Source organism: Flavobacterium sp. AC267, assembly GCF_979258715.1.
Map to the genome: position 1 here is coordinate 184,950 of NZ_OZ409875.1, position 20,958 is coordinate 205,907.

Consider the following 20,958-nt stretch of genomic DNA (forward strand, 5'->3'; position numbering starts at 1 on the left):
AAAACATTCAATCGTTTAATCGTTTTCAAAAAGTACGATTAAACGATTTACCGATTAAACTAAAATCACAATGAACTCCTTAATACTTCCAACTTATTTTCCTTCTATAAGTCATTTTGCAGTAATCGCGCAATCTGATAAAATTGTATTTGAAATGGAAGATAATTTTCAGAAACAGACGAATAGAAATAGAACTTACATCTATAGTCCGAATGGAATTCAATTATTAAATATTCCCGTTAAACATTCAAAAGAAGCGCATCAAAAAACAAGAGACGTTTTAATTGAAAACGAGTTTGATTGGCAGAAACAGCATTTTAAATCGCTTGAAGCCGCTTATAGAAGTTCTCCTTTCTTTGAGTTCTTTGAAGATGAAATTGCTCCTATATTCGAGAAAAAGCAAACTTTTTTAATGGATTTGAATTTTGAAGTTTTAGACATCGTAACAAAATGTCTGAGAATAAAATTTGAATTTGGAAAAACTACAGAATACTTCCCCGAAACTCCAGATTTTACTGATTTTAGATATCTAGCAAACGGAAAAAAAGATACTAATACTTTCGAAAAATACACACAGGTTTTTGATGACAAACATGGCTTCATCAATAATTTAAGTGTTTTGGATTTACTTTTTAATGAAGGAAAATTTGCAATGGATTATTTGAAAACCCAAAAATTAGATTTAAAATAGAAAAATCAGCTTTCATTTTTGAAATTCAAATTTTGCAATTTCAAATTTGGAATTTGGAATTTTAAAAATTGAAATTTCATCTCCTTTATTCCATTGAAAGTCTCGTCATAATAGGATAATGATCTGAATTTTCGAAATCTGAAAAGCTTTCAAATTGCTTAACTTTCATTTTACTATCTGTAAAAATGTAGTCAATTCTAGCAGGATAATAACGAAATTTATAAGTTGCTCCAAAACCTTCACCAGCTTCCTCAAAGGCATCTTTTTGCTTTCCTTTTATACTTCTATATACATAAGAGAAAGGACTATTATTCATATCGTCGCAGATAATAAATGGAGTTTTGCACTGCTTGATATTTTCCTTAAAAATTTCTGCCTGCTCTTGTCGCTGTGTAAATCCTTTGCTGATTCTGGCATAAATACGCTGTGATTTCTTCTGATTTACATTATCAATATCATCAGAAATCTCACTTACATCTGGAGATATTTTAATAGATTGTAAGTGCATATTATAAACACGAATAACATCTTTGCCGCGTTTTATATCTGCATATACTACATTATTATCCGATTTTGGAAAAATAATTTTACCCTCGTTTATTATGGGAAATTTAGAAAAAATCGCCTGGCCTGTTTTTATCTTTTTTCCATCAATAAAAATATAACGGTGCGGATACACTTTTAAATCCAGGTGCGCCGAATTTGAATATTCTTGAATACATAAAATATCAGGATCTTTTTCGTCTATAAAAGATTTAATGTTATCGGGAATATCATCACGGTCCAGCCATTTAAAAACATTAAAAAGACGAACATTATAACTCATTACAGAAAAATCTTTTTCGTCCTGAATATATTCTTTCGCAGAAAACTTATAGAACTTACTAATAAATGTAATTCCTGTCAGCAATACCAAACCAGACAAAATAAGGCGCTTTTTAAACTGAATTGCCCAATAGACAAAAAAGAGTCCGTTTGCCACAAAAAAGGCCGGCATAAACAACGTAAGCACCGATAAAAGCGGAAAGCTCTTAGGTGCTAAAAAAGGCAGAATATAAACGCTAAATGTGAGCACAGTAAGCACTATATTCAGAAAGAACATTATTTTATTAAACCAAGAAAGGTTTTTCATATTTTCTCCTACAAGTTATTTTCCAGCTTTAAATAAAAACTCTTTTTCTTCTTTTGTCAGACAATCATATCCAGACTGGCTGATTTTGTCTAAGATCTCATCAATCTGTTGCTTGCGTTTTGTCTTTAGTAACAATTCTTGATGTAGGTTTCTGTGTAGGTTTTTGGTAATTTTTATGAACTTTTGTAAATGGGGTCGAAGGAGATTTTCTAAAGAGATTGACAAAGAAGTCTAATGTTTTAGAAACAATGATACTTAAATCGGTACCGTTTTGTAATAACTTAATATAAGCAAATCCGAAGAAAGCACCAGCAAGATGCGAAATATGGCCACCCATATTTCCTAAACGAAACTGCATTAAATCCAAAATTAAAATTACAGCAGTAATATGCCAAAGTTTGACATTTCCGAATAAAAACAAACGAACATTCATTAATGGAGAATACGTTGTTGCCGCTACTAAAATAGCCATTATTGCAAGCAGAAGCTCCAACAATAGAACCGCTGATGTTAGACAAATAAAAACTTAGCGCAAAAGCAACTCCAGCAAAAAGAGCACTTAAAATATATAATCCTAAATATTGTTTTTGAGTAAAATAAGTTAAGAATAATGTACTGGCAAAATTCAAAACCATCATATTAAATAACAAATGCAAAAATCCGTCGTGAAAAAAAGCATAGGTTAAGAAAGTCCAAGGTTTAAACATGAAAACCTGAGGATCTGAAGACAATGCAATCCAGCTTGGAAAATCAAATTGACCGATTGAATACTGATAGAAAAAAATCAAAGAAAGAATAAAACATGCGATATTCCAATAAATAACCCGCATGGCAATACCTCCCAATCTATATTGTAATTTTAAATCGTCTAGAATATTCATAGAAACTTCTTTTGGTTTTAGAATTTAAACTTAAAGTTAAAAATTAATTCCAACGATTGTTATTAAACTGATTTTTTTTCCAGTACCACATCATTAAAAAACCCGTAATTGCACCGCCAACGTGAGCAAAATGTGCTATACCAGTACCACCTCCGCCAAACAACGAAGTTCCTTTAACTCCTAAAAACAAGTCGATTAACAAAAGTCCTGGAACAAAATATTTCGCTTTGATTGGAACGGGAATAAATAATAAAGCCAACTCTGCATTTGGAAACATAAATGCGAAAGCGGTCAATAATCCATAAATTGCGCCAGATGCACCAACGACTGTACCAATGTAAGCACTAGTAAATCCTTGAAATTGGGCAACACTTACCAAACTCTGCCATCTAGTATCGATTTTTCCTTCACCTAAAATCTGTAAAATCTGGGTTTTGTCGAAACCATTTGCGGTCAAAGTACTCATTGTGTCCTGAAAAAAATAGTAATTCACAAGGGTATGAAGTAAAGCTGATCCTAAACCACAAGAAATATAAAAGAAGATGAATTTTTTTCCTCCCCAAAAATGCTCCAAAGCAGATCCGAAGGAAACCAATGCAAACATATTAAACGCTATATGCATAATACCGCCATGCATAAACATATGCGTGATTGGTCGCCAAGCTCTAAAATTTGGGTTTTCTGGAAAAAACATAGCCAAATATTCATAAGAAACCGGCACTAATTGAGATCCAATAAAAAATATAATATTAATAATTAGCAGTTGTTTAACTACTGGTGTCATATTCATCATAATGCAAACTTTTTATCTATATCTTCAACACGCATGGTGATGAAAGTTGGTTTTTGAAAAGGTGAAATATTCGGATCTTTACAAGCAAACAAACCGTTTACCAGATTATCTTGTTCTTTTTCGGTTAAATAAGATCCCGTTTTAACCGCTAAACTTTTTGCCATTGATTTAGCAATAGTATCATTTTGACTGTAACTATTTGCTGGAATTCCGTCTTGTAAATCGCTCAATAACTGCTCGATTACTAGAGAAACTTCGCTTTCGGTAATATTTACTGGAATTCCAGAAATCACAATATGATCTGACTTCGCTTGATCGAAAACAAATCCGGTGGTTTCTAGTGAAGGTTTTAATTCTTCAATTAATTCCATTTCTGATGCCGAATAAAATAAATCTAACGGAAAAAGCAATTGCTGGCTTGACGCTTGATTTACTGTCATATTCAACAAAAATTGTTCGTACAAAATACGTTGATGAGCCCTTTGCTGATCAACAATAACCATTCCTGATTTGATTGGCGAAACAATATATTTCTTATGAATTTGATAGGTTTTATGAGTTGCCTGTTCTACCTCATCATCATTAAACAAAGAAGAAGTTACTTCTTCATTTTCAAATGTAAAAGGTGAACTTTCTATACTTTCAGGATTTTCTGTATCTAAACCAACATAAAGACTTTCCCAGCTTGCAGTTGGTTCTACTCTTTGGAATAACCCGAATAGGACGGACTCGAATATGAAGATCCAGACGATGATGATACGCCTGAACTATAACTAGATCCTGAACTCGCTTTACTATAATGCTGATTGGTTTTATCATCTGTAAACGGATTAAAAGTCCCGTCTACTTGAATTGTAGGCGTTTCTGCCTCCATATCTTTATAATGATAAGGCGTATCTAAATTGGCATCTCTATCAAAATCTAAAACCGGCGCTACGTTAAACTGCCCCAGACTATGTTTGATGGATGCTCTTAAAATAGCATATAATGCTTGTTCGTCATCAAACTTAATTTCAGTTTTAGTTGGATGTATATTGATATCAATTGTATTTGGCGACACTTGCAGATATAAGAAATAACTTGGTCGCGAACCATCTTTCAATAATCCGTCGTAAGCAGACATTACTGCATGATGCAGATAACCGCTTTTTATGAAACGATCGTTTACAAAAAAGAACTGCTCTCCCCTATTTTTCTTAGCAAATTCAGGCTTGCATACAAAACCTTGAACATTTATAATTTCGGTATCTTCATTTACAGGAACCAATTTTTCATTGGTTTTACCAGACATTATACCCACAATTCTCTGGCGGTATCCTGCGGCAGGAAGATTGTACATTTCACTTCCGTTATGGTAAAAACTAAAATGAATATTTGGATGCGCCAAAGCCACACGCTGAAACTCATCCATAACATGGCGAAATTCAACGGTATCTGATTTTAAGAAATTACGACGAGCCGGAATATTAAAAAACAAGTTTTTAACAGCAAACGAAGTTCCTTTTGGTAAAACCGCCACTTCTTGCGAAACAAATTTACTTCCTTCAATTACAATGTGTGTCCCAAGTTCGTCCTGATCTTGTTTGGTTTTCATTTCCATGTGTGCAATCGCAACAATAGAAGCCAAAGCCTCGTCGCGAAAACCTTTTGTACCAAGAGCAAACAAATCTTCTGCCTGACGGATCTTTGAAGTTGCATGACGTGCAAAACACAAACGTGCATCTGTAACAGTCATTCCTACTCCATTATCAATAACCTGCACTAAAGATTTGCCAGCATCTTTTATTATCAATTTAATGTCAGTTGCTTTTGCATCAACAGCATTTTCTAACAATTCTTTTACAACTGAAGCGGGTCTTTGGACCACTTCTCCAGCAAGCAATTTGGTTAGCAACGTGATCAGGAAGCAATTGGATAATACTCGACATTAAGCAAAAATAGTTTTAAAGTTTAGAATAGTTTTTATAAACCAAGAAGTACAAATTTAGTGAATTTTGATTGGCTTTCAGAACAAGAACTGTCATAAAATAAACAAAAAAACCTATACCGTTATTACACAGTATAGGTTTTCTATTTTTTAAAACTAATGTGTTTTATTCGTTTTCTATTTTTCTTGGCGAATCTTCAATTTGAATCGCTCCAGAAGCCAATAAGGGCTGACTATATGCGTGCGCTATAGAAGCCTGCTGACGAATATAAGCCATTTTAATTGCTCGCAATTGCGGCTTCAGTTCCTTTATTTCCATGAACTCCACCGCTCCTGTCAATAGACTGCCGCATATTATTGTCTGTTAAAACACAGAAAATAACCGGAATATCAGTTTGAACATTTAAATCTTTAATTCCTTGTGTAACGCCTTCACAAACAAAATCAAAATGTTTTGTTTGCCCTTGAATTACGCATCCAATTACGATAACAGCATCAACATTTTGTGTTTGAAGCATCTTTTTTGCTCCATAAATCAATTCAAAACTCCCCGGAACATTCCAGCGGATAATTTGCTGTGCAGGAACATCGCAATCGATTAAAGCTTCATAAGCACCAGTATAAAGTCCTTCTGTTATGGTATCATTCCATTCAGAAACAACAATCCCAAATCGAAAGTCTTTCGCATTTGGGATTGTGTTTTTATCGTATTCTGATAGATTTTTATTTTCAGTAGCCATCTGTAATATTTTAGTTTTTTTGATTTTCGTCCCGAAGCCTCGGGATAGATTCTTAAATACAAATCTACAATCTTAAATCTAAAGTCTAAAATTTTTATTGTGCTAATCCAATCAACGCATCAACAGATGTTGCTTCTGGAGTACTGTCGTAATTATCTTTAATATCATTAAAATATTTCAAGGCATCTTCCTTTTGACCTAAAGCCAAAGCAGTTTTTCCAGCTTTTAATAAGAAACGAGGTGTAGTAAAGTCATTTTTGTTAGACTCAGCCGCTTTTACATAAAAATCAAGAGCTTCTTTTTGCTGATTTTTTTGAGAATAAGCATCACCTGTTGCACCTTTAGCCAAAGCAGTTAAAATTACATCTTCAGATTTAAAATCACCTAAATATTTAATTGCCTCATCAAATTTACCAGTATTTAAATAAGCGATACCAGCGTAATAATTAGCTAAATTACCTGCATCTGTTCCAGAATATTCGTCAGCGATTTTAATAAATCCGAATTTACCTTCTGAACCGTTTAATGATAATTTGTATAATGAATCGCTAGAAACACCGTTTACAGCTTTTTCAAAATTTTGTCGCGCAACAAACATTTCACTAGTCGCTTCTTCTTGTTTTGGAGTTGCAACGAATTTTTGGTAAGCCAAATATCCAATTGTAGCAACTGCAATCCCTGCAACTAATCCAATAATGATTTTTTGATTTTTAGCCACCCAATCCTCAGTTTTTGAAGCTGTCTCATCTAATTTTGAGAAAACACCAGCTGTAGTGCTGTCTTTTTCGTCAATAACTACCTGTGCTTCTTCATTAACTTCTTTAACTTCCTTCTCTTTTGGTGTCTTATATCCTCTTTTATTGTAAGTTGCCATTTAAAAATTATTTAGTGAACGGCAAAAATAAAATTTTTATTGAAACCGACGTAAAAAATTTCAATTTTATCACTATTTTAAAAAAAATATTTTTGTTATTCAGTCTGCCCTTTCGCGGAAGCGGTAAAATAAATCGGTTTCAAACCGCTCCCAAGCCAATTATATCAATAATTTTCGATAATTTGCACTCTCAAATTCAAAACGACTTTTTAAAAGCTAAAAATATTGTTTTAGCCAATGTTTTCGCAGATTAACACAGGTTTTAAAGTTCTAAATAACAAATCCTTTTAATCATTTTAATCTGTAGCAGAAGAAAAAAACAAAGAATTGACACAAAATTTTAAACTTTATCTTTTATAAGGTCTTCTAAAAAAATGCATTTAAACAAAATTTCATTATTCAATTATAAAAACTTTTCCGAAGCCAGTTTTGATTTCGATATCAAGATCAACTGTTTCGTGGGTAAAAACGGCATTGGAAAAACCAATGTGCTTGACGCTATTTATCATTTAGCCTACGGAAAAAGTTATTTTAATCCGCTGGCGGTTCAAAATATCAAGCATGGCGAAGAGTTTTTTGTGATTGATGCCGAACTGGAGAAAAACGATCGTACAGAACAAATTGTCTGCAGTTTAAAAAAAGGGACAGAAGAAAGTTTTAAAACGAAACGGAAAAGCTTACGATAAATTTTCAGATCACATTGGATTTGTTCCGCTGGTAATTATTTCGCCAGCCGACCGAGATTTAATTATTGAAGGAAGCGAAACGCGCCGTAAATTTATGGACAGCGTTATTTCGCAGTTAGATTCTACTTATCTTCATCAGCTTATTCAATATCAAAAAGTAATTGTACAGCGAAATGCACTTTTGAAGTATTTTGCCCTTAATCATACTTTTGACAACGACACTTTGTCTATATATAATGAACAATTGAATGAATATGGAAAATCGATTTTTGAAAAGAGAAAAGATTTCTTAGAACAATTTATACCTATATTTAATACACACCATCAAGCGATAACAGGATCTGAAGAAAGCGTACAATTGGTTTACGAAAGTCATTTGTACCAAAAAGATTTATTGGCGCTTTTGCAGGAAAGTATAAATAAAGACCGCGTGCTTCATTATACTACCGTCGGAATTCATAAAGATGATTTGTCTTTTGAAATTGATTCGCATCCAATAAAAAAATTCGGATCGCAGGGACAGCAGAAATCTTTTTTGATTGCTTTAAAATTAGCTCAATTTGAGTTTTTGAAAAAACAGAGCTGGCGTCAAACCTATTTTACTTTTTGATGATATTTTTGATAAACTGGACGAAACCCGCGTAGCCAAAATTGTAGAAATGGTAAACAGCGAAACGTTTGGTCAGCTTTTTATTTCTGACACGCACCCGGAACGAACAGAAGCGATTGTAAAATCGACACATCAGAGTTATAAAATATTTAATTTATAAAGTTTTTTTGCCAAAATTTTCACGAATTTTCACTAATTAAAAACTTTTACAAAGTTCAAAACTTTGGCAAAATTGGACGATAAGCAATTAAAAAATTAGTGTAAATTCGTGTAATTAGCGGCAAACATAAAAACAGCTTCAATCAAAAACATAGATATATGCTAACGAAAGAATCATTGCAATTTTTAGACGATTTAAAGAAAAACAACAATCGCGAATGGTTTCAGGAAAACAAAAAGAGATACGAAGTCTTTAAAAAAGATTATCATCAATTGGTGAGTGATTTTTTGGATGTGATGAAACCGCTTGATCCTGCTTTAGAATTATTGGAAATTAAAAACTGTACTTTTAGAATCAACCGTGATATTCGTTTTTCTAAAGATAAATCTCCTTACAAAGCTCATTTAGGCGTTTGGATGTCAACTGGAGCAAAAGGCGCAAATCGTGCAGGATATTATGTGCATATCGAAAAAGGTGCAAGTTTTATTGCCGGCGGATTTTATTCTCCTGAATCTGAGGATTTGAAAAAAGTTCGTAAAGAAATTGCATTTTTCCATGATGATTTGGAAGAAATTTTAAACAACAAAGATTTTAAGAAAGAATTTGGAAATTTAGATATAAACGAAAACAATTCGCTTAAAAGTATGCCTCGCGGTTATGAAAAAGACCATCCTGCAATTGAATTCTTAAAATTGAAAAGTTATACCGCGACTCAAGTATATGATATTTCTGAAGTAACCAAAAAAGATTTTGTTTCTAAAATGAGCCAAAAACTGATTGCTTTAAAACCTTTGAATGATTTTATTAATCGCGCTTTAGAAACTGAAGAATAAAAAAGATAAAATTGCCACGAATTTCACAAATTGACACGAATTCATTTTATTTGCCACAGATTAAAGAGATAGGTGATTTTTTTTCGCCACGACCCGAGCGATAGCGAAGGGACGAAGTAACATTAAAACGAATCTTTTTAATCTTTTTAATCTGTGACAAAAACAATAACCGAATGAAAAGAAAAATACTTTTTCTTGGAGAATCTTACCGCGCCGATGCTATCACTTGGATGAAAGGCTTGAAAGAATTTGGCGATTTTGAAATTATCACTTGGGAACTTCAAACGGCAAACAATCAAAGATTTAAACGTATTTTAGAATATTTCTTCGCTCCTATTGCTATTCGAAAAATCATTAAAAAAGAAAAGCCAGATATGGTTATTGCTGAAAGAACTACAAGTTATGGTTTTCTTGCCGCAATATCTGCTTCAAAAACCATTGCAATCGCACAGCAAGGCCGAACAGATTTATGGCCAGAAGACTCTATTCTATATCCTTTTAAAAAATTCATTCAGAAATACGCTTTCAAAAAAGCACATTTAATTCACGCATGGGGACCTGTAATGACAATTTCGATGAAAGAAATTGGCGTTGATATGAACAAAGTTTTGGTTCTCCCAAAAGGAATTGATTTATTGCTCTTTTCTCCTTCGATAAATAATTCAAATAAAATTGAAGCAATTGTAACACGTTCGCTTCAACCTGAATACCGACACGATTCTATTTTAAAAGCGTTTGGAATTTTACATCAAAAAGGAATTGATTTTACCTTAACGATTGTTGGAGACGGAACCCGATTGCAGTTTTTAAAAGATTTAGCCAAAGATTTACAAATCGAAAGCAAAGTTATTTTTACAGGAAGAATTCCGAATACCGATCTTCCGAAACTATTACAACAATCAAATATTTACATCAGCATGCCAATTACAGAAGGAGTTTCGGCTTCTTTGTTTGAAGCAATGGCTTGCAATTGTTATCCTGTAGTTTCTAATATTCCCGGAAATCAAAGCTGGATTACACATCGCGAAAACGGACAATTAATTGAAGTTGATAATATCGAAATTCTTGCTGAAGAATTAATTTGGTGTTTTGAGAATTCTGAATCGAGAAATCATGCAATTATTCGAAATAGAAAATTTGTGGAAGAAAATGCTAGTTATGACATTAATATGAAGGTTATTGCAGAGAAATATCATGAGTTGTTTTCAAAATAATGAACCGCAAAGCTCGCAAAAGGTTTACGCTATGAACGCTAAGCTTTGCGAACTTTGCGCAAACTTTGTGCCTTTGCGGTAAAAACAAAAATTATAATTCATACTTTTGAACTATATTAAAAAGCCTTTTATTTATGGAAATCCAATCCAATTTTTCTTTAAAAAACTACAATACTTTTGGTATTGAAGCCAAAGCCAAACAATTTGTAGCTGTTCATTCTGTTGAAGAATTGAAAACAATTTTAGAAGAAAACAAAAACCAGAAAAAGTTTATTTTAGGCGGAGGAAGCAATATGCTTTTGACTAAAGATATTGAAGCTCTTGTTATTCATATCGACTTAAAAGGCAAAAAGATAATTAAAGAAGATGACGATTTTGTGTGGGTCGAAAGTCAGGCTGGAGAAACTTGGCATGATTTCGTTCTTTATACAATTGACAACAATTTTGGAGGTTTAGAAAACATGTCCTTAATTCCGGGGAATGTCGGCACAACTCCAGTTCAGAATATTGGCGCTTACGGAACCGAAATTAAAGATACTTTTGTTTCGTGCGATGCGATGAATATTGCGACTCAGGAAATGAAAACGTTCATAAATACCGAATGTAATTTTGGTTACCGCGAAAGTATTTTCAAACATGAAGTAAAAGATCAATTTATTATTACTTCGGTTGTTTTTAAATTAACCAAACGCAATCATAAAATCAATACTTCTTACGGGGATATTTTGGCTGAATTAGCGAAAAACAATATTTCAGAACCGACATTAAAAGATGTCAGCAACGCTGTAATTGCCATTAGACAAAGTAAATTACCAGATCCGAAAGAATTAGGAAACAGCGGTAGTTTCTTTAAAAATCCCATTTTATTAAAATCTGATTTCGAAAAAATCCATCAGAAATTCCCAGAAATGAAATTTTACGAAGTTTCTCCAACCGAAGTAAAAGTTCCTGCAGGATGGCTTATTGAACAGGCAGGTTTTAAAGGAAAACGTTTTGGTGATGCCGGAGTTCATAAAAACCAAGCTTTAGTACTGGTAAATTATGGCAATGCAACGGGTCAAGAAATTTTAGCTGTTTCTAAAGAAGTTCAAAAAACAGTTTTTGAAAAATTCGGTATTCATATTGAAGCGGAAGTGAATGTGATTTAAAACACAAAATTTATCCTTTGTCAGACTGAGCGTAGTCGAAGTCAACTCTCGATGCGACAACAGGAAATCATTTTAAAAAAAATAATGACACACAATATTTCCATAAAAATCGCCAATCCAAACGATGAAAAAGTTCTGGCAATCGTCGACGAATTATCAGCAAATCTTTATCTTCGTTTTGGAAGTGATGGAAAAAATTCTTTTACAGATTGGGAATACAACAATTCGAAATTTTTATTTGTGACCGCAGAGATTGAGCATGAAATTGTTGGTCGCGGGGCAATCAGACCAATTGATGCAAACCTTGGCGAAGTAAAAAGAATGTATTCAAAATATCCTGGAAAGAAAATTGGGCAGACGATTTTAGCTTTTTTAGAAAATAAAGCAAAAGAAATTGGATACAGAGATTTAGTTTTAGAAACGAGGCTGAAAAATGACACTGCTATTCAATTTTATCAAAAACAAGGATACAATGTAATTCCAAATTACGGAAAATATATAGATCGTCCAGAAGCAATTTGTCTTGGAAAATCTTTAAAATAGACTCATAAAATGTATACACCAGATTTATACAAAAATGAAAATCCTGAAGAAATCAGAACTTTTTTAAGAGAAAATAGCTTTGGAATTCTTATTAATCAAACTAATGGAAAATTATGCGCCACGCATATTCCGATTGAGCTTGAAATAAATGCTGACGGAAGAGAGATACTTCAGGGCCATATTTCCAAACTAAATCAGCAGGCAGAAGGTTTCAGAGAAAACGATCAGGTTTTAGCCGTTTTTACTGGTCCGCATAGTTACATTTCCTCTTCTTGGTACGATCACGAAAATGTACCTACATGGAATTACATAGCTGTGCATGTTTACGGAAGGATCAAAATTGTAGATTATGAAACTTCTGTAGAACAGTTAAAAAAGTTAGTAGATAAATACGAAGCTAATTCTCAAAACCCTGTTAGAGTTGAAGATTTATCTGAAAAAACAATGCGTGAAGCACGAGGGATTTTTGGTTTTGAAATAGAAATTGAAGAAATTCAGGCAACAAAAAAACTTTCGCAAAACCGCGACGACCATAATTACAGCAATATTATTCATGAATTAGAGAAAACTGAAAACCCTCAGTCTATTGCCGTTGCAAAAGAAATGTCGAAATGCCGAAAGTAAATTGGCTTTAATCATTGAAAATTACTAATTCATAACTACATTTGTTCTCGCAAATTTCAGATATTAACAGACATTAAAACTATATGCTTATAACTTTATTTTACTTTTTTATTGCTATTGTTTTTATTCAACTTTTCTATTATTTAGGAATTTTTGGAAAATTTGCTTTTGGTAAGCCTCAAGAAATTACGCAAAAAAACTTCCTGTTTCTGTAGTTGTCTGCGCTAAAAATGAAGAAGAGAATGTGAAAAAATACATTCCGATTTTGGCACAGCAGGATTATCCCGATTTTGAAATTGTCTTAATTGACGACGCATCAAGCGATGAAACTCTGGAAGTATTTGAAGAATTTGAAAAAGAATTCCCTAATATTCGTTTGGTAAAAGTTGAAAATAACGAGGCTTTTTGGGGAAATAAAAAATACGCACTGACACTCGGAATTAAAGTCGCCAAAAAAGATTATTTATTGTTTACAGATGCAGACTGTTACCCAACTTCTAAAGATTGGATTACTGCCATGACTTCGAAGTTTACTATGAACAAAACAATTGTCTTAGGTTACGGAGGTTATGAAAAAGTAGAAAATTCGTTTTTAAATAAGATTATTCGCTTTGAAACTGTTTTAACTGCAATTCAATATTTTTCATGGGCAAAATTGGGACTTCCTTACATGGGTGTCGGAAGAAATTTAGCCTATAAAAAAGAAGAGTTTTTTAATGTAAATGGCTTTATCGATCATATCCAGGTTCGTTCCGGCGATGACGATTTGTTTATTAATCAAGCGGCAAATAAAGAAAACACTACTATTTCCTATACCCCGGAAAGTTTCACCTATTCAAAACCAAAAAGAACGTATAAAGAATGGTTTACCCAAAAAAAGAAGACATATCTCTACTGCAGAACATTATAAGTTTTTTGACAAGATGCAATTGGGATTATTCTTTATCTCACAATTATTCTTCTTTTTATTAGTTATAATTCTGCTGGCTTTTCAATTTCAATGGATTGCCGTACTAGCAATTTTAGCCACACGTTACACCGTTGTTTGGACAGTAGTTGGATGTTCAGCGGGAAAACTAAAAGAAAACGACCTTAAAATTTGGTTTCCGGTGGTTGAGATAGCGCTTATATTAACGCAAATTAATATCTTTATAACTAATATCTTTTCAAAACCGGTATATTGGAAATAAATTCTAAAATAGAAAAAGCAAAAAAAGGCGATCAGATCGCCTTTACTTTTTTATTAGATCATTATTGGAATGAGGTGTATGCCTTTATGCTCAAACGCACCGAAAATGAAACCACCGCAGAAGACATTACCATTGAAACTTTTTCTAAAGCTTTTGATAAAATAGGATCTTACAATCCTGAATTTCAATTCAACACCTGGCTGATTGCTATTGCAAAAAATGTTTATATTGATTTATTACGAAAAAAGAAAACCAATCTTTTTATAGAAATCACAGATAACGAAGACCAGCAGGCCTACAATATAGCCGACCCAACTCCATCTGCAGAAGATGCCTTAATTAAAGAACAGAATCTTTCCCGTTTGCTTTTGTGCATCAAAGAACTCAAACCTCACTACCAAGAAGTAATTCAGCTTCGTTATTTTCAAGAAATGTCTTATCAGGAAATTGCGATTAAGATAGATGAACCTCTGAGCAGTGTAAAAGTTAAACTTCTGCGAGCAAAAAAATTATTGGCAGAAATTATCGAACGTAATAGATAATTTATTATCTTTAATCAAATAATAATATACTATTCGTATTTTTATTCTTAAAAAACAAGTATTACCACACTACAACTATTGCGTTGTTAGCTCCAACCCTAAACCTTTTTATGCGTATGATTTAAAGTTACTTAACCTTAAAACCCAAAAATTATGTCTAAATTAAGTATTTATGAAAACAAGTGGATTGACCTTGTTTTCGAAAACAAAAACAAAGAGTACGGTGCGTATCAATTACGCCAAGAGAATTCTAAAAATTCTGTTACAGCTCTATTTATGGGTTTACTGTTATTAACGGCTTTAGGAAGTGCTTCTGTACTTATTAGCAAATTTAAGCCACAAGTGAGCGATCCCTCAACTGAAACAACTCCTCTTTACGAGGATCCTTTAGTTGTGGTAAATATCGACCCTACTGTTGCACCGCCGCCACCTGTACTACCTACTAAACCTGTAGTAGAGCAAACCGCGGCGAGTACAACAGACGCAACGCAGTTGATTAATCCTGTAGTAGCAAAAACTGAAGAAGCTGTAACGGAAATTGCCCCTAATAAAGACAATGCTCCAGTTATAGAAAATCTTAACGGAACAGGAACTTCGGCTAACACAATGCCAACAACAGGAGGCGGAGGAAATGGTGATGTTGCTTCGGCAGCTCCAACTACTAATGATCCTGTTTCATCTGCAATTCTGGATAAACAACCTGAATTTCCAGGGGGAATTAACCAATTCTACAAGTATGTAGGAAACAATTTCCGCAGACCAGAATTGGAAATGGAAAAAACATTAAGAGTTTATGTTTCTTTTGTAGTTGAAAAAGACGGATCACTTACTGATATTATGGTAAAAAATGATCCTGGCTACGGAATGGGGAAAGAAGCTGTTAGAGTTTTAAAATCTTTAAAAACAAAATGGAATCCGGGAATTCTAGATGGAAAGGCGGTACGAACTATGTACAACCTTCCAATTACGATTAAGACGGATGTAGAATAATAAATAAAAAAGCAGAACTTAGGTTCTGCTTTTTTATTGGGTTTTATTTTTCGAATTAGCAAAATCAATTACTTTTACTACATGTAAAGTCAATTCATCTAACTAAATAAAAAATAAAAAAATGGGAATATTTTCAGCTCTTATGGGCAATGCAGGTGCTGTAAGCCAAGAAGATTTAATTAAAAAATACGGACAGCTTTTAACTACAAATGAAGAAATCGAAATGGGTTTTAAACTTATTCGAGATACTTTTATCTTCACCAACAAAAGATTAATATTAGTTGACGTGCAAGGAATTACCGGAAGTAAAACAGAATACAAATCAATTGCTTACAAAAGCGTTACACGTTTTAGCGTTGAAACCGCCGGAACTTTTGATCTGGATGCGGAATTGAAAATTTGGGTTTCCAGCGAATTAAATCCAAGTATCGTAAAACAATTTAATAAATCGGTGAATGTTTATGAAGTGCAAAAAATCCTTGCTTTTCACGTATTAGGATAAAAAAACAAACCCGGCAAACTCAAAATTTGCCGGGTTTTATTTATAGAAACAAATATTATTTCTTTTTTGTTGTAGTCTTCTTCGTTATTGTCGCTTTTTTAGTAGTCGCGACTGGAACAGTATTTACAATCTTTTGCTTGCACATACGGTTTGTACAAGCCATCTTTCTCTGCTCTTTTTTTAGCATCTTCTGCTCTTTTCTGCGAGTCTGGATGCGAACTCATCATCTGGTCGATAAAAGAAGCCTGAGATCCTTCACTCATTTTTGCCAAAATTCTAAACGCAGATTCTTCAGCATTTACATTGTAACCATTTTTCTTCATGAAATTGTAGGCAAACAAATCTGCCTCTGCTTCTTGTTTACGGCTGAATTTACTATCAACAATAGCGCTTCCGATTTTACCAAGCTGACTGTCTGTAACTGTAGCAACTGTAGCTGATTGCGAAGAAACACCATCCATTAATGCTTCTTTTTGATAAGTCGCTCTAATCGCATCTCTTGAATCATTGTTTGCAACGTGACCAATTTCATGGCCAATTACTGCAATTAACTCATTATCATCCATAATATCCATTAGCCCAGAATACACACGAACGCTTCCGTCGGCTGTAGCAAAAGCATTTACTTCTTTTAATTTATAAACTTTATAATTTAAAGTAAATCCTTCTCCAGATACGTGTTTTCCAAAAACTCTATTCAATCGTAAAGCGTAACCATCTGCAGGTCCAGCAATTTCATGTTCAGAATCCAATTTATCAACCGCTTCTTTCGATAATTTAGCAAGCATCTGCGTTACTAAAAGTAAAACCTGTAACTCCTTTTTGAACTGCTCCTATAGCTTTATCTCCAAAATTAATCTGTGCATTCATTTTAGTTAAACTGAATGCAGTAAATAATAACCCTACTATTATAAATTTCTTTTTCATGTTTTTATAATTACAATTTAACAACAAATGTAAATAACAATTGTTATTCCATTTTACACAGAACTTGTTTTTTAGACAAATAAAGATAAAAATTCTAAGCGAATTATAATGTAAAACATGAGGCATTATTCATACACCAATACAAAAAAAGGGCAAATTCTGGAGAATTTACCCTTTTTTACTTTTATGAAATATTATTTCTTTTTTGTTGTTGTCTTCTTAGTTGCTGTTTTGGTAGTTGTAGTTGTTGCTTTTACAGGCGCAGTATTTACAATCTTCTGCTGTACATAATCTTTATACAGACCATCTTTTACAGCTCTTTTTTTAGCTTCATCAGCTCTCTTACCTGCATCAGGATGAGAACTCTTCATTCTTGTAATAAAAGAGGAATCTGCTCCTTCACTTACTTTTTGCAAAATTCTAAATGATGACTCTACAGCATTGACATCATAACCATTTTTTTTCATAAAATCGTAAGCAAAAGAATCTGCTTTAGATTCTTGTTTTCTACTATGCCCGCTATCAATCATTGCGCTTCCTAATTTTCCGTAATCCGATTTTGAGAGAGTCGCAACAATATCTGACTGTGATGATGCTTGCATGGACTAAAGCTTCTTTTCTATAAAATGCTTTAACTTCATTTTTACTATCATGATTTACTACGTGACCAATTTCATGACCAATAATAGCCAATAATTCATTATCATCCATAATATTCATTAAACCTGCAAATACGCGAACACTTCCATCTGCACAAGCAAAAGCATTTATATCTTTTACCAAGTAAACCTTATAATTCAAAGTAACTCCTTCACTGGAGGCATGTTTTCCAAATAAACGATTTAATCGAATAGCATAACCATCTGTAGCTTCTGCAATCGGATTATTTGAATCGAGTTCTGCAATTCCTTTTTGAGCCATAGCTACTGCATCGGCATCACTAAATGTAAATCCGAGCATCGTTTTATCTAAAAGCGACAATTCCTTTTTTTGAGAATCATCTTGTGCATTCATCTTATTAAAACCAAAAACTGCAAATAAAATTCCTAATACTATAAATCTCTTTTTCATATTTTTTCAAACTTTTAAATTAACAGCAAAATTAGTATTGCACGAATTTTTGATGTTCTCAAAAAGCCAAATTTGTAACAGATTAAGACGGGATTTAAAATTTAAAAAATCAGAATAAAAACTGGAGCAGAGATGAAAAGTAAACGAAAAGCAAATTAGCATCTCCAAATAAACTACATTCCGTATCTTTGCACTTTGAATATTGATATATGGAAACAGTCTCTGCAAATATACCTGCCACAAAACCTAAGTGGTTGAAAGTAAAATTACCAATTGGACAAAAATATACTGAACTTAGAGGTTTAGTTGATAAATATAGTTTAAATACCATTTGTACTTCAGGAAGTCGCCCTAATATGGGAGAATGCTGGGGCGAAGGAACAGCAACTTTTATGATTTTAGGAAATGTCTGTACTCGTTCTTGCGGCTTTTGCGGCGTAAAAACCGGAAGACCTGAAACGGTAGATTGGGACGAACCTGAAAAAGTAGCCCGCTCTATAAAAATCATGAACATCAAACACGCGGTAATTACAAGTGTTGATAGAGATGATTTAAAAGACGGAGGTTCTATTATTTGGATGGAAACTGTTAGAGCAATTCGCAGAATGAACCCTAACACCACGCTTGAAACTTTAATTCCGGATTTTCAAGGAATTGAAAGAAATATAGATCGTATTGTTGAAGCAAATCCAGAAGTGGTATCTCACAACATGGAAACTGTGAGACGTTTGACGCGTGAAGTTCGTATCCAGGCTAAGTATGACAGAAGTTTAGAGGTGCTTCGTTATTTAAAAGAAAAAGGCATTAACAGAACTAAATCTGGAATTATGCTGGGTCTTGGTGAAACTGAAGAAGAAGTTTTTCAAACAATGACTGACTTACGAAATGCAAATGTTGATGTGGTAACGATTGGACAATATTTACAACCAAGTAAAAAACATCTTCCTGTAAAAGAATTTATAACTCCTGAACAATTTGCGAAATATGAAAAATTCGGTCTTGATTTAGGTTTCCGACATGTAGAAAGCGGACCTCTTGTTCGTTCTTCTTATAAAGCACAAAAACATATTTTATAAAAAAAGTTTAATCGTTTTAATTGGTTAATCGCAGGTACGTTTAACCGTTTAAGCAATTAAACGATTTCAACGATTAAACGATTAACCTAATTAAACGAATAAACCAAATAATTGAAAACAAGAATTGCCATTAATGGATTTGGGAGAATCGGCAGAAATTTATTTCGTCTCCTTTTAAATCATCCTGAAATCGAAGTCGTTGCTATAAATGACATCGCAGACAACAAAACCATGTCACATTTAATTAAATATGACAGTATTCATGGTGTTTTACCTTTTGCAGTAAGCCACGACGAAAACAGCATTATTGTAGAGGGCAGGCATTTTTTCTTTTTTCACGAAAAAAAAATCTCAAATATAGACTGGAAATCGCATTCGATTGACATTGTTATCGAATCGACTGGTAAATATAAAACGCATGAAGAACTAAATGCGCACTTAGAAGCTGGTGCAAAAAAAGTAATTCTTTCTGCTCCTTCTGAAGTTGATACTATAAAAACAGTAGTTCTTGGTGTAAATGAAAGTATTCTTGATGGTACTGAAAATATAGTTTCAAATGCAAGCTGTACCACAAACAATGCTTGCGCCAATGATTAAAATCATTGAAGAATTGTGCGGTATTGAACAAGCTTATATTACCACTATACATTCTTACACAACAGATCAAAGTCTTCATGACCAGCCCCATAAGGATTTACGCCGTGCAAGAGGTGCCACCCAGTCAATTGTTCCAACAACTACTGGCGCGACTAAGGCATTAACAAAAATTTTTCCTAAATTGCACAATAAAATGGGAGGATGCGGCATTCGAGTTCCAGTTCCCGATGGTTCATTAACAGACATAACCTTCAATGTAAAACGCGCCGTAACCATTGAAGAAATAAATAAAGCATTTAAAGAAGCCTCAAAAACAAATTTAAAAGGAATATTAGATTACACCGAAGATCCTATTGTCTCGGTCGATGTAATTGGCAATACACATTCTTGTTTGTTTGATGCACAGTTAACTTCAGTTATCGATAAAATGGTAAAAGTAGTAGGCTGGTATGATAACGAGATTGGCTATTCATCAAGATTAATAGATTTAATTTTAAGAATAAGTAAAAAATAAGGTTCATTGTAAAAGCATTGCCATACATGAAATACTGTCTTTTTATTGTTGTTTGTTTTCTTACCACGTTTTTGTATTCTCAAACCAAAAAGAATACAGATAGCGTTACCTATTATAACAAACTGGCTAACAACAATCTTAACAATAAAAAGTTTAATCAGGCAGTTCTTTACACCCAAAAATCTATCAATTTTTGCGAAGTACACGGAAAAACAGAAAACCTTGCCAATCAGACTTTAAAGCTTGGAAAAATCTATTACAATCAGGGAAAATTTGACGTCGCTTTAAAAAACTTCCACAAAACAGTTTCTTTATACGATACAATTAAACCAAGCTGTATCAAAGTTCTGGCATTGCACTACATTGGAGTAACGAATACTGCAAGAGGCGATTATAAAACTGCAGCTATTTATTATGCGAAAGCAAATGATTTACTAAAACAGCTTAATATTGCAGACCACAGTGAAGCTTTAGAATATCAAAAAGCGTTAGCGCTGAAAACAAATAATGATTTAGTTTTAGTCGCAAAACTTTTAGAAAAATCACCAAACATCCCGATAATTCTTCTATTATAAAAACTAAAGTTGATTCCTACTACCAGCTTGGTTTAATTGAAACACTGCTTAGAAGAAATGATTCGGCCATAATCTATTTCGACAAAGCAATAGAGTACAATGATAAAATCAATGATTT

14 protein-coding genes and 8 pseudogenes are annotated in these 20,958 nt (G+C 33.2%); 14 read left to right on the forward strand and 8 right to left on the reverse strand.

Annotation, left to right across the window (positions count from 1 at the left end):
• Positions 1 to 70: 70 nt before the first annotated feature.
• Complete coding sequence (locus ACZZ95_RS01005) at positions 71 to 691, forward strand: WbqC family protein (RefSeq protein WP_463467684.1); 621 nt, start codon at positions 71 to 73, stop codon at positions 689 to 691.
• 85 nt (positions 692 to 776) lie between these two features.
• On the opposite strand, the gene ACZZ95_RS01010 is transcribed toward ACZZ95_RS01005, so the two are convergent.
• The 6 genes and pseudogenes from ACZZ95_RS01010 to ACZZ95_RS01035 form a co-directional block, all read right to left on the reverse strand.
• Entirely contained in the window at positions 777 to 1,823 is a 1,047-nt protein-coding gene (locus tag ACZZ95_RS01010) for an endonuclease/exonuclease/phosphatase family protein (protein WP_463467685.1), read from the reverse strand.
• Positions 1,824 to 1,838: 15 nt separating this feature from the next.
• Positions 1,839 to 2,704, reverse strand: a pseudogene (locus ACZZ95_RS01015) (rhomboid family intramembrane serine protease).
• A 43-nt stretch (positions 2,705 to 2,747) separates the two neighbouring features.
• On the reverse strand, positions 2,748 to 3,497 hold the full coding sequence (locus ACZZ95_RS01020) for a rhomboid family intramembrane serine protease (protein WP_463467686.1): 750 nt from the start codon (positions 3,495 to 3,497) through the stop codon (positions 2,748 to 2,750).
• Positions 3,494 to 5,425, reverse strand: a pseudogene (gene mutL / locus ACZZ95_RS01025) (DNA mismatch repair endonuclease MutL). Before mutL ends, ACZZ95_RS01020 begins: the two are co-directional and overlap by 4 nt.
• Positions 5,426 to 5,590: 165 nt before the next feature.
• Positions 5,591 to 6,164: pseudogene (gene ribH, locus ACZZ95_RS01030) on the reverse strand (6,7-dimethyl-8-ribityllumazine synthase).
• A gap of 94 nt (positions 6,165 to 6,258) precedes the next feature.
• The gene (locus ACZZ95_RS01035; RefSeq protein WP_463467687.1) at positions 6,259 to 7,038 is read right to left on the reverse strand and encodes a tetratricopeptide repeat protein; all 780 of its coding nucleotides are present in this window, start codon (positions 7,036 to 7,038) and stop codon (positions 6,259 to 6,261) included.
• Positions 7,039 to 7,412: 374 nt separating this feature from the next.
• On the opposite strand from ACZZ95_RS01035, the pseudogene recF reads away from it, so the two are divergent.
• The 10 genes and pseudogenes from recF to ACZZ95_RS01085 all read left to right on the forward strand — a co-directional run bounded on the left by recF (position 7,413) and on the right by ACZZ95_RS01085 (position 16,080).
• Positions 7,413 to 8,494, forward strand: a pseudogene (gene recF, locus ACZZ95_RS01040) (DNA replication/repair protein RecF).
• Between the two features lie 158 nt (positions 8,495 to 8,652).
• Positions 8,653 to 9,327, forward strand: a complete 675-nt coding sequence (locus ACZZ95_RS01045) for a DUF2461 domain-containing protein (RefSeq protein ID WP_463467688.1) — start codon at positions 8,653 to 8,655, stop codon at positions 9,325 to 9,327.
• Between the two features lie 173 nt (positions 9,328 to 9,500).
• Positions 9,501 to 10,541, forward strand: coding sequence for a glycosyltransferase (locus tag ACZZ95_RS01050; RefSeq protein ID WP_463467689.1), 1,041 nt, complete (start codon positions 9,501 to 9,503; stop codon positions 10,539 to 10,541).
• Between the two features lie 134 nt (positions 10,542 to 10,675).
• Positions 10,676 to 11,689, forward strand: coding sequence for a UDP-N-acetylmuramate dehydrogenase (gene murB / locus ACZZ95_RS01055; protein ID WP_463467690.1), 1,014 nt, complete (start codon positions 10,676 to 10,678; stop codon positions 11,687 to 11,689).
• Between the two features lie 84 nt (positions 11,690 to 11,773).
• Positions 11,774 to 12,232 (forward strand): GNAT family N-acetyltransferase, encoded by a 459-nt coding sequence (locus tag ACZZ95_RS01060; protein ID WP_463467691.1) that lies wholly within the window; start codon positions 11,774 to 11,776, stop codon positions 12,230 to 12,232.
• 9 nt (positions 12,233 to 12,241) lie between these two features.
• Entirely contained in the window at positions 12,242 to 12,856 is a 615-nt protein-coding gene (locus ACZZ95_RS01065; protein ID WP_463467692.1) for an FMN-binding negative transcriptional regulator, read from the forward strand.
• Between the two features lie 83 nt (positions 12,857 to 12,939).
• A pseudogene (locus ACZZ95_RS01070) lies at positions 12,940 to 14,046 on the forward strand (glycosyltransferase).
• Entirely contained in the window at positions 14,037 to 14,588 is a 552-nt protein-coding gene (locus ACZZ95_RS01075) for an RNA polymerase sigma factor (protein ID WP_463467693.1), read from the forward strand. Before ACZZ95_RS01070 ends, ACZZ95_RS01075 begins: the two are co-directional and overlap by 10 nt.
• 153 nt (positions 14,589 to 14,741) lie before the next feature.
• Complete coding sequence (locus ACZZ95_RS01080; RefSeq protein WP_463467694.1) at positions 14,742 to 15,578, forward strand: energy transducer TonB; 837 nt, start codon at positions 14,742 to 14,744, stop codon at positions 15,576 to 15,578.
• Between the two features lie 121 nt (positions 15,579 to 15,699).
• Positions 15,700 to 16,080: a PH domain-containing protein gene (locus ACZZ95_RS01085; protein WP_463467695.1), complete on the forward strand. Its 381-nt coding sequence runs from the start codon at positions 15,700 to 15,702 to the stop codon at positions 16,078 to 16,080.
• A 55-nt stretch (positions 16,081 to 16,135) separates the two neighbouring features.
• On the opposite strand, the pseudogene ACZZ95_RS01090 reads toward ACZZ95_RS01085, so the two are convergent.
• Together ACZZ95_RS01090 and ACZZ95_RS01095 are read right to left on the reverse strand one after the other, a co-directional pair.
• Positions 16,136 to 17,007: pseudogene (locus ACZZ95_RS01090) on the reverse strand (M48 family metalloprotease).
• Positions 17,008 to 17,201: 194 nt separating this feature from the next.
• Positions 17,202 to 18,078: pseudogene (locus ACZZ95_RS01095) on the reverse strand (M48 family metalloprotease).
• A gap of 209 nt (positions 18,079 to 18,287) precedes the next feature.
• Here ACZZ95_RS01095 and lipA point away from each other — a divergent pair.
• The 3 genes and pseudogenes from lipA to ACZZ95_RS01110 all read left to right on the forward strand — a co-directional run bounded on the left by lipA (position 18,288) and on the right by ACZZ95_RS01110 (position 20,840).
• On the forward strand, positions 18,288 to 19,154 hold the full coding sequence (gene lipA / locus ACZZ95_RS01100) for a lipoyl synthase (protein ID WP_463467696.1): 867 nt from the start codon (positions 18,288 to 18,290) through the stop codon (positions 19,152 to 19,154).
• 111 nt (positions 19,155 to 19,265) lie between these two features.
• A pseudogene (gene gap / locus ACZZ95_RS01105) lies at positions 19,266 to 20,265 on the forward strand (type I glyceraldehyde-3-phosphate dehydrogenase).
• Between the two features lie 26 nt (positions 20,266 to 20,291).
• Entirely contained in the window at positions 20,292 to 20,840 is a 549-nt protein-coding gene (locus ACZZ95_RS01110) for a hypothetical protein (protein WP_463467697.1), read from the forward strand.
• Positions 20,841 to 20,958: the final 118 nt, after the last annotated feature.

Coding starts and splice junctions, on each gene's coding strand:
- ACZZ95_RS01005 (WP_463467684.1), top strand. CDS start 71: ATGAACTCCTTAATACTTCCAACTTATTTTCCTTCTATAAGTCATTTT.
- ACZZ95_RS01010 (WP_463467685.1), bottom strand. CDS start 1,823: ATGAAAAACCTTTCTTGGTTTAATAAAATAATGTTCTTTCTGAATATA.
- ACZZ95_RS01020 (WP_463467686.1), bottom strand. CDS start 3,497: ATGATGAATATGACACCAGTAGTTAAACAACTGCTAATTATTAATATT.
- ACZZ95_RS01035 (WP_463467687.1), bottom strand. CDS start 7,038: ATGGCAACTTACAATAAAAGAGGATATAAGACACCAAAAGAGAAGGAA.
- ACZZ95_RS01045 (WP_463467688.1), top strand. CDS start 8,653: ATGCTAACGAAAGAATCATTGCAATTTTTAGACGATTTAAAGAAAAAC.
- ACZZ95_RS01050 (WP_463467689.1), top strand. CDS start 9,501: ATGAAAAGAAAAATACTTTTTCTTGGAGAATCTTACCGCGCCGATGCT.
- murB (WP_463467690.1), top strand. CDS start 10,676: ATGGAAATCCAATCCAATTTTTCTTTAAAAAACTACAATACTTTTGGT.
- ACZZ95_RS01060 (WP_463467691.1), top strand. CDS start 11,774: ATGACACACAATATTTCCATAAAAATCGCCAATCCAAACGATGAAAAA.
- ACZZ95_RS01065 (WP_463467692.1), top strand. CDS start 12,242: ATGTATACACCAGATTTATACAAAAATGAAAATCCTGAAGAAATCAGA.
- ACZZ95_RS01080 (WP_463467694.1), top strand. CDS start 14,742: ATGTCTAAATTAAGTATTTATGAAAACAAGTGGATTGACCTTGTTTTC.
- ACZZ95_RS01085 (WP_463467695.1), top strand. CDS start 15,700: ATGGGAATATTTTCAGCTCTTATGGGCAATGCAGGTGCTGTAAGCCAA.
- lipA (WP_463467696.1), top strand. CDS start 18,288: ATGGAAACAGTCTCTGCAAATATACCTGCCACAAAACCTAAGTGGTTG.
- ACZZ95_RS01110 (WP_463467697.1), top strand. CDS start 20,292: ATGAAATACTGTCTTTTTATTGTTGTTTGTTTTCTTACCACGTTTTTG.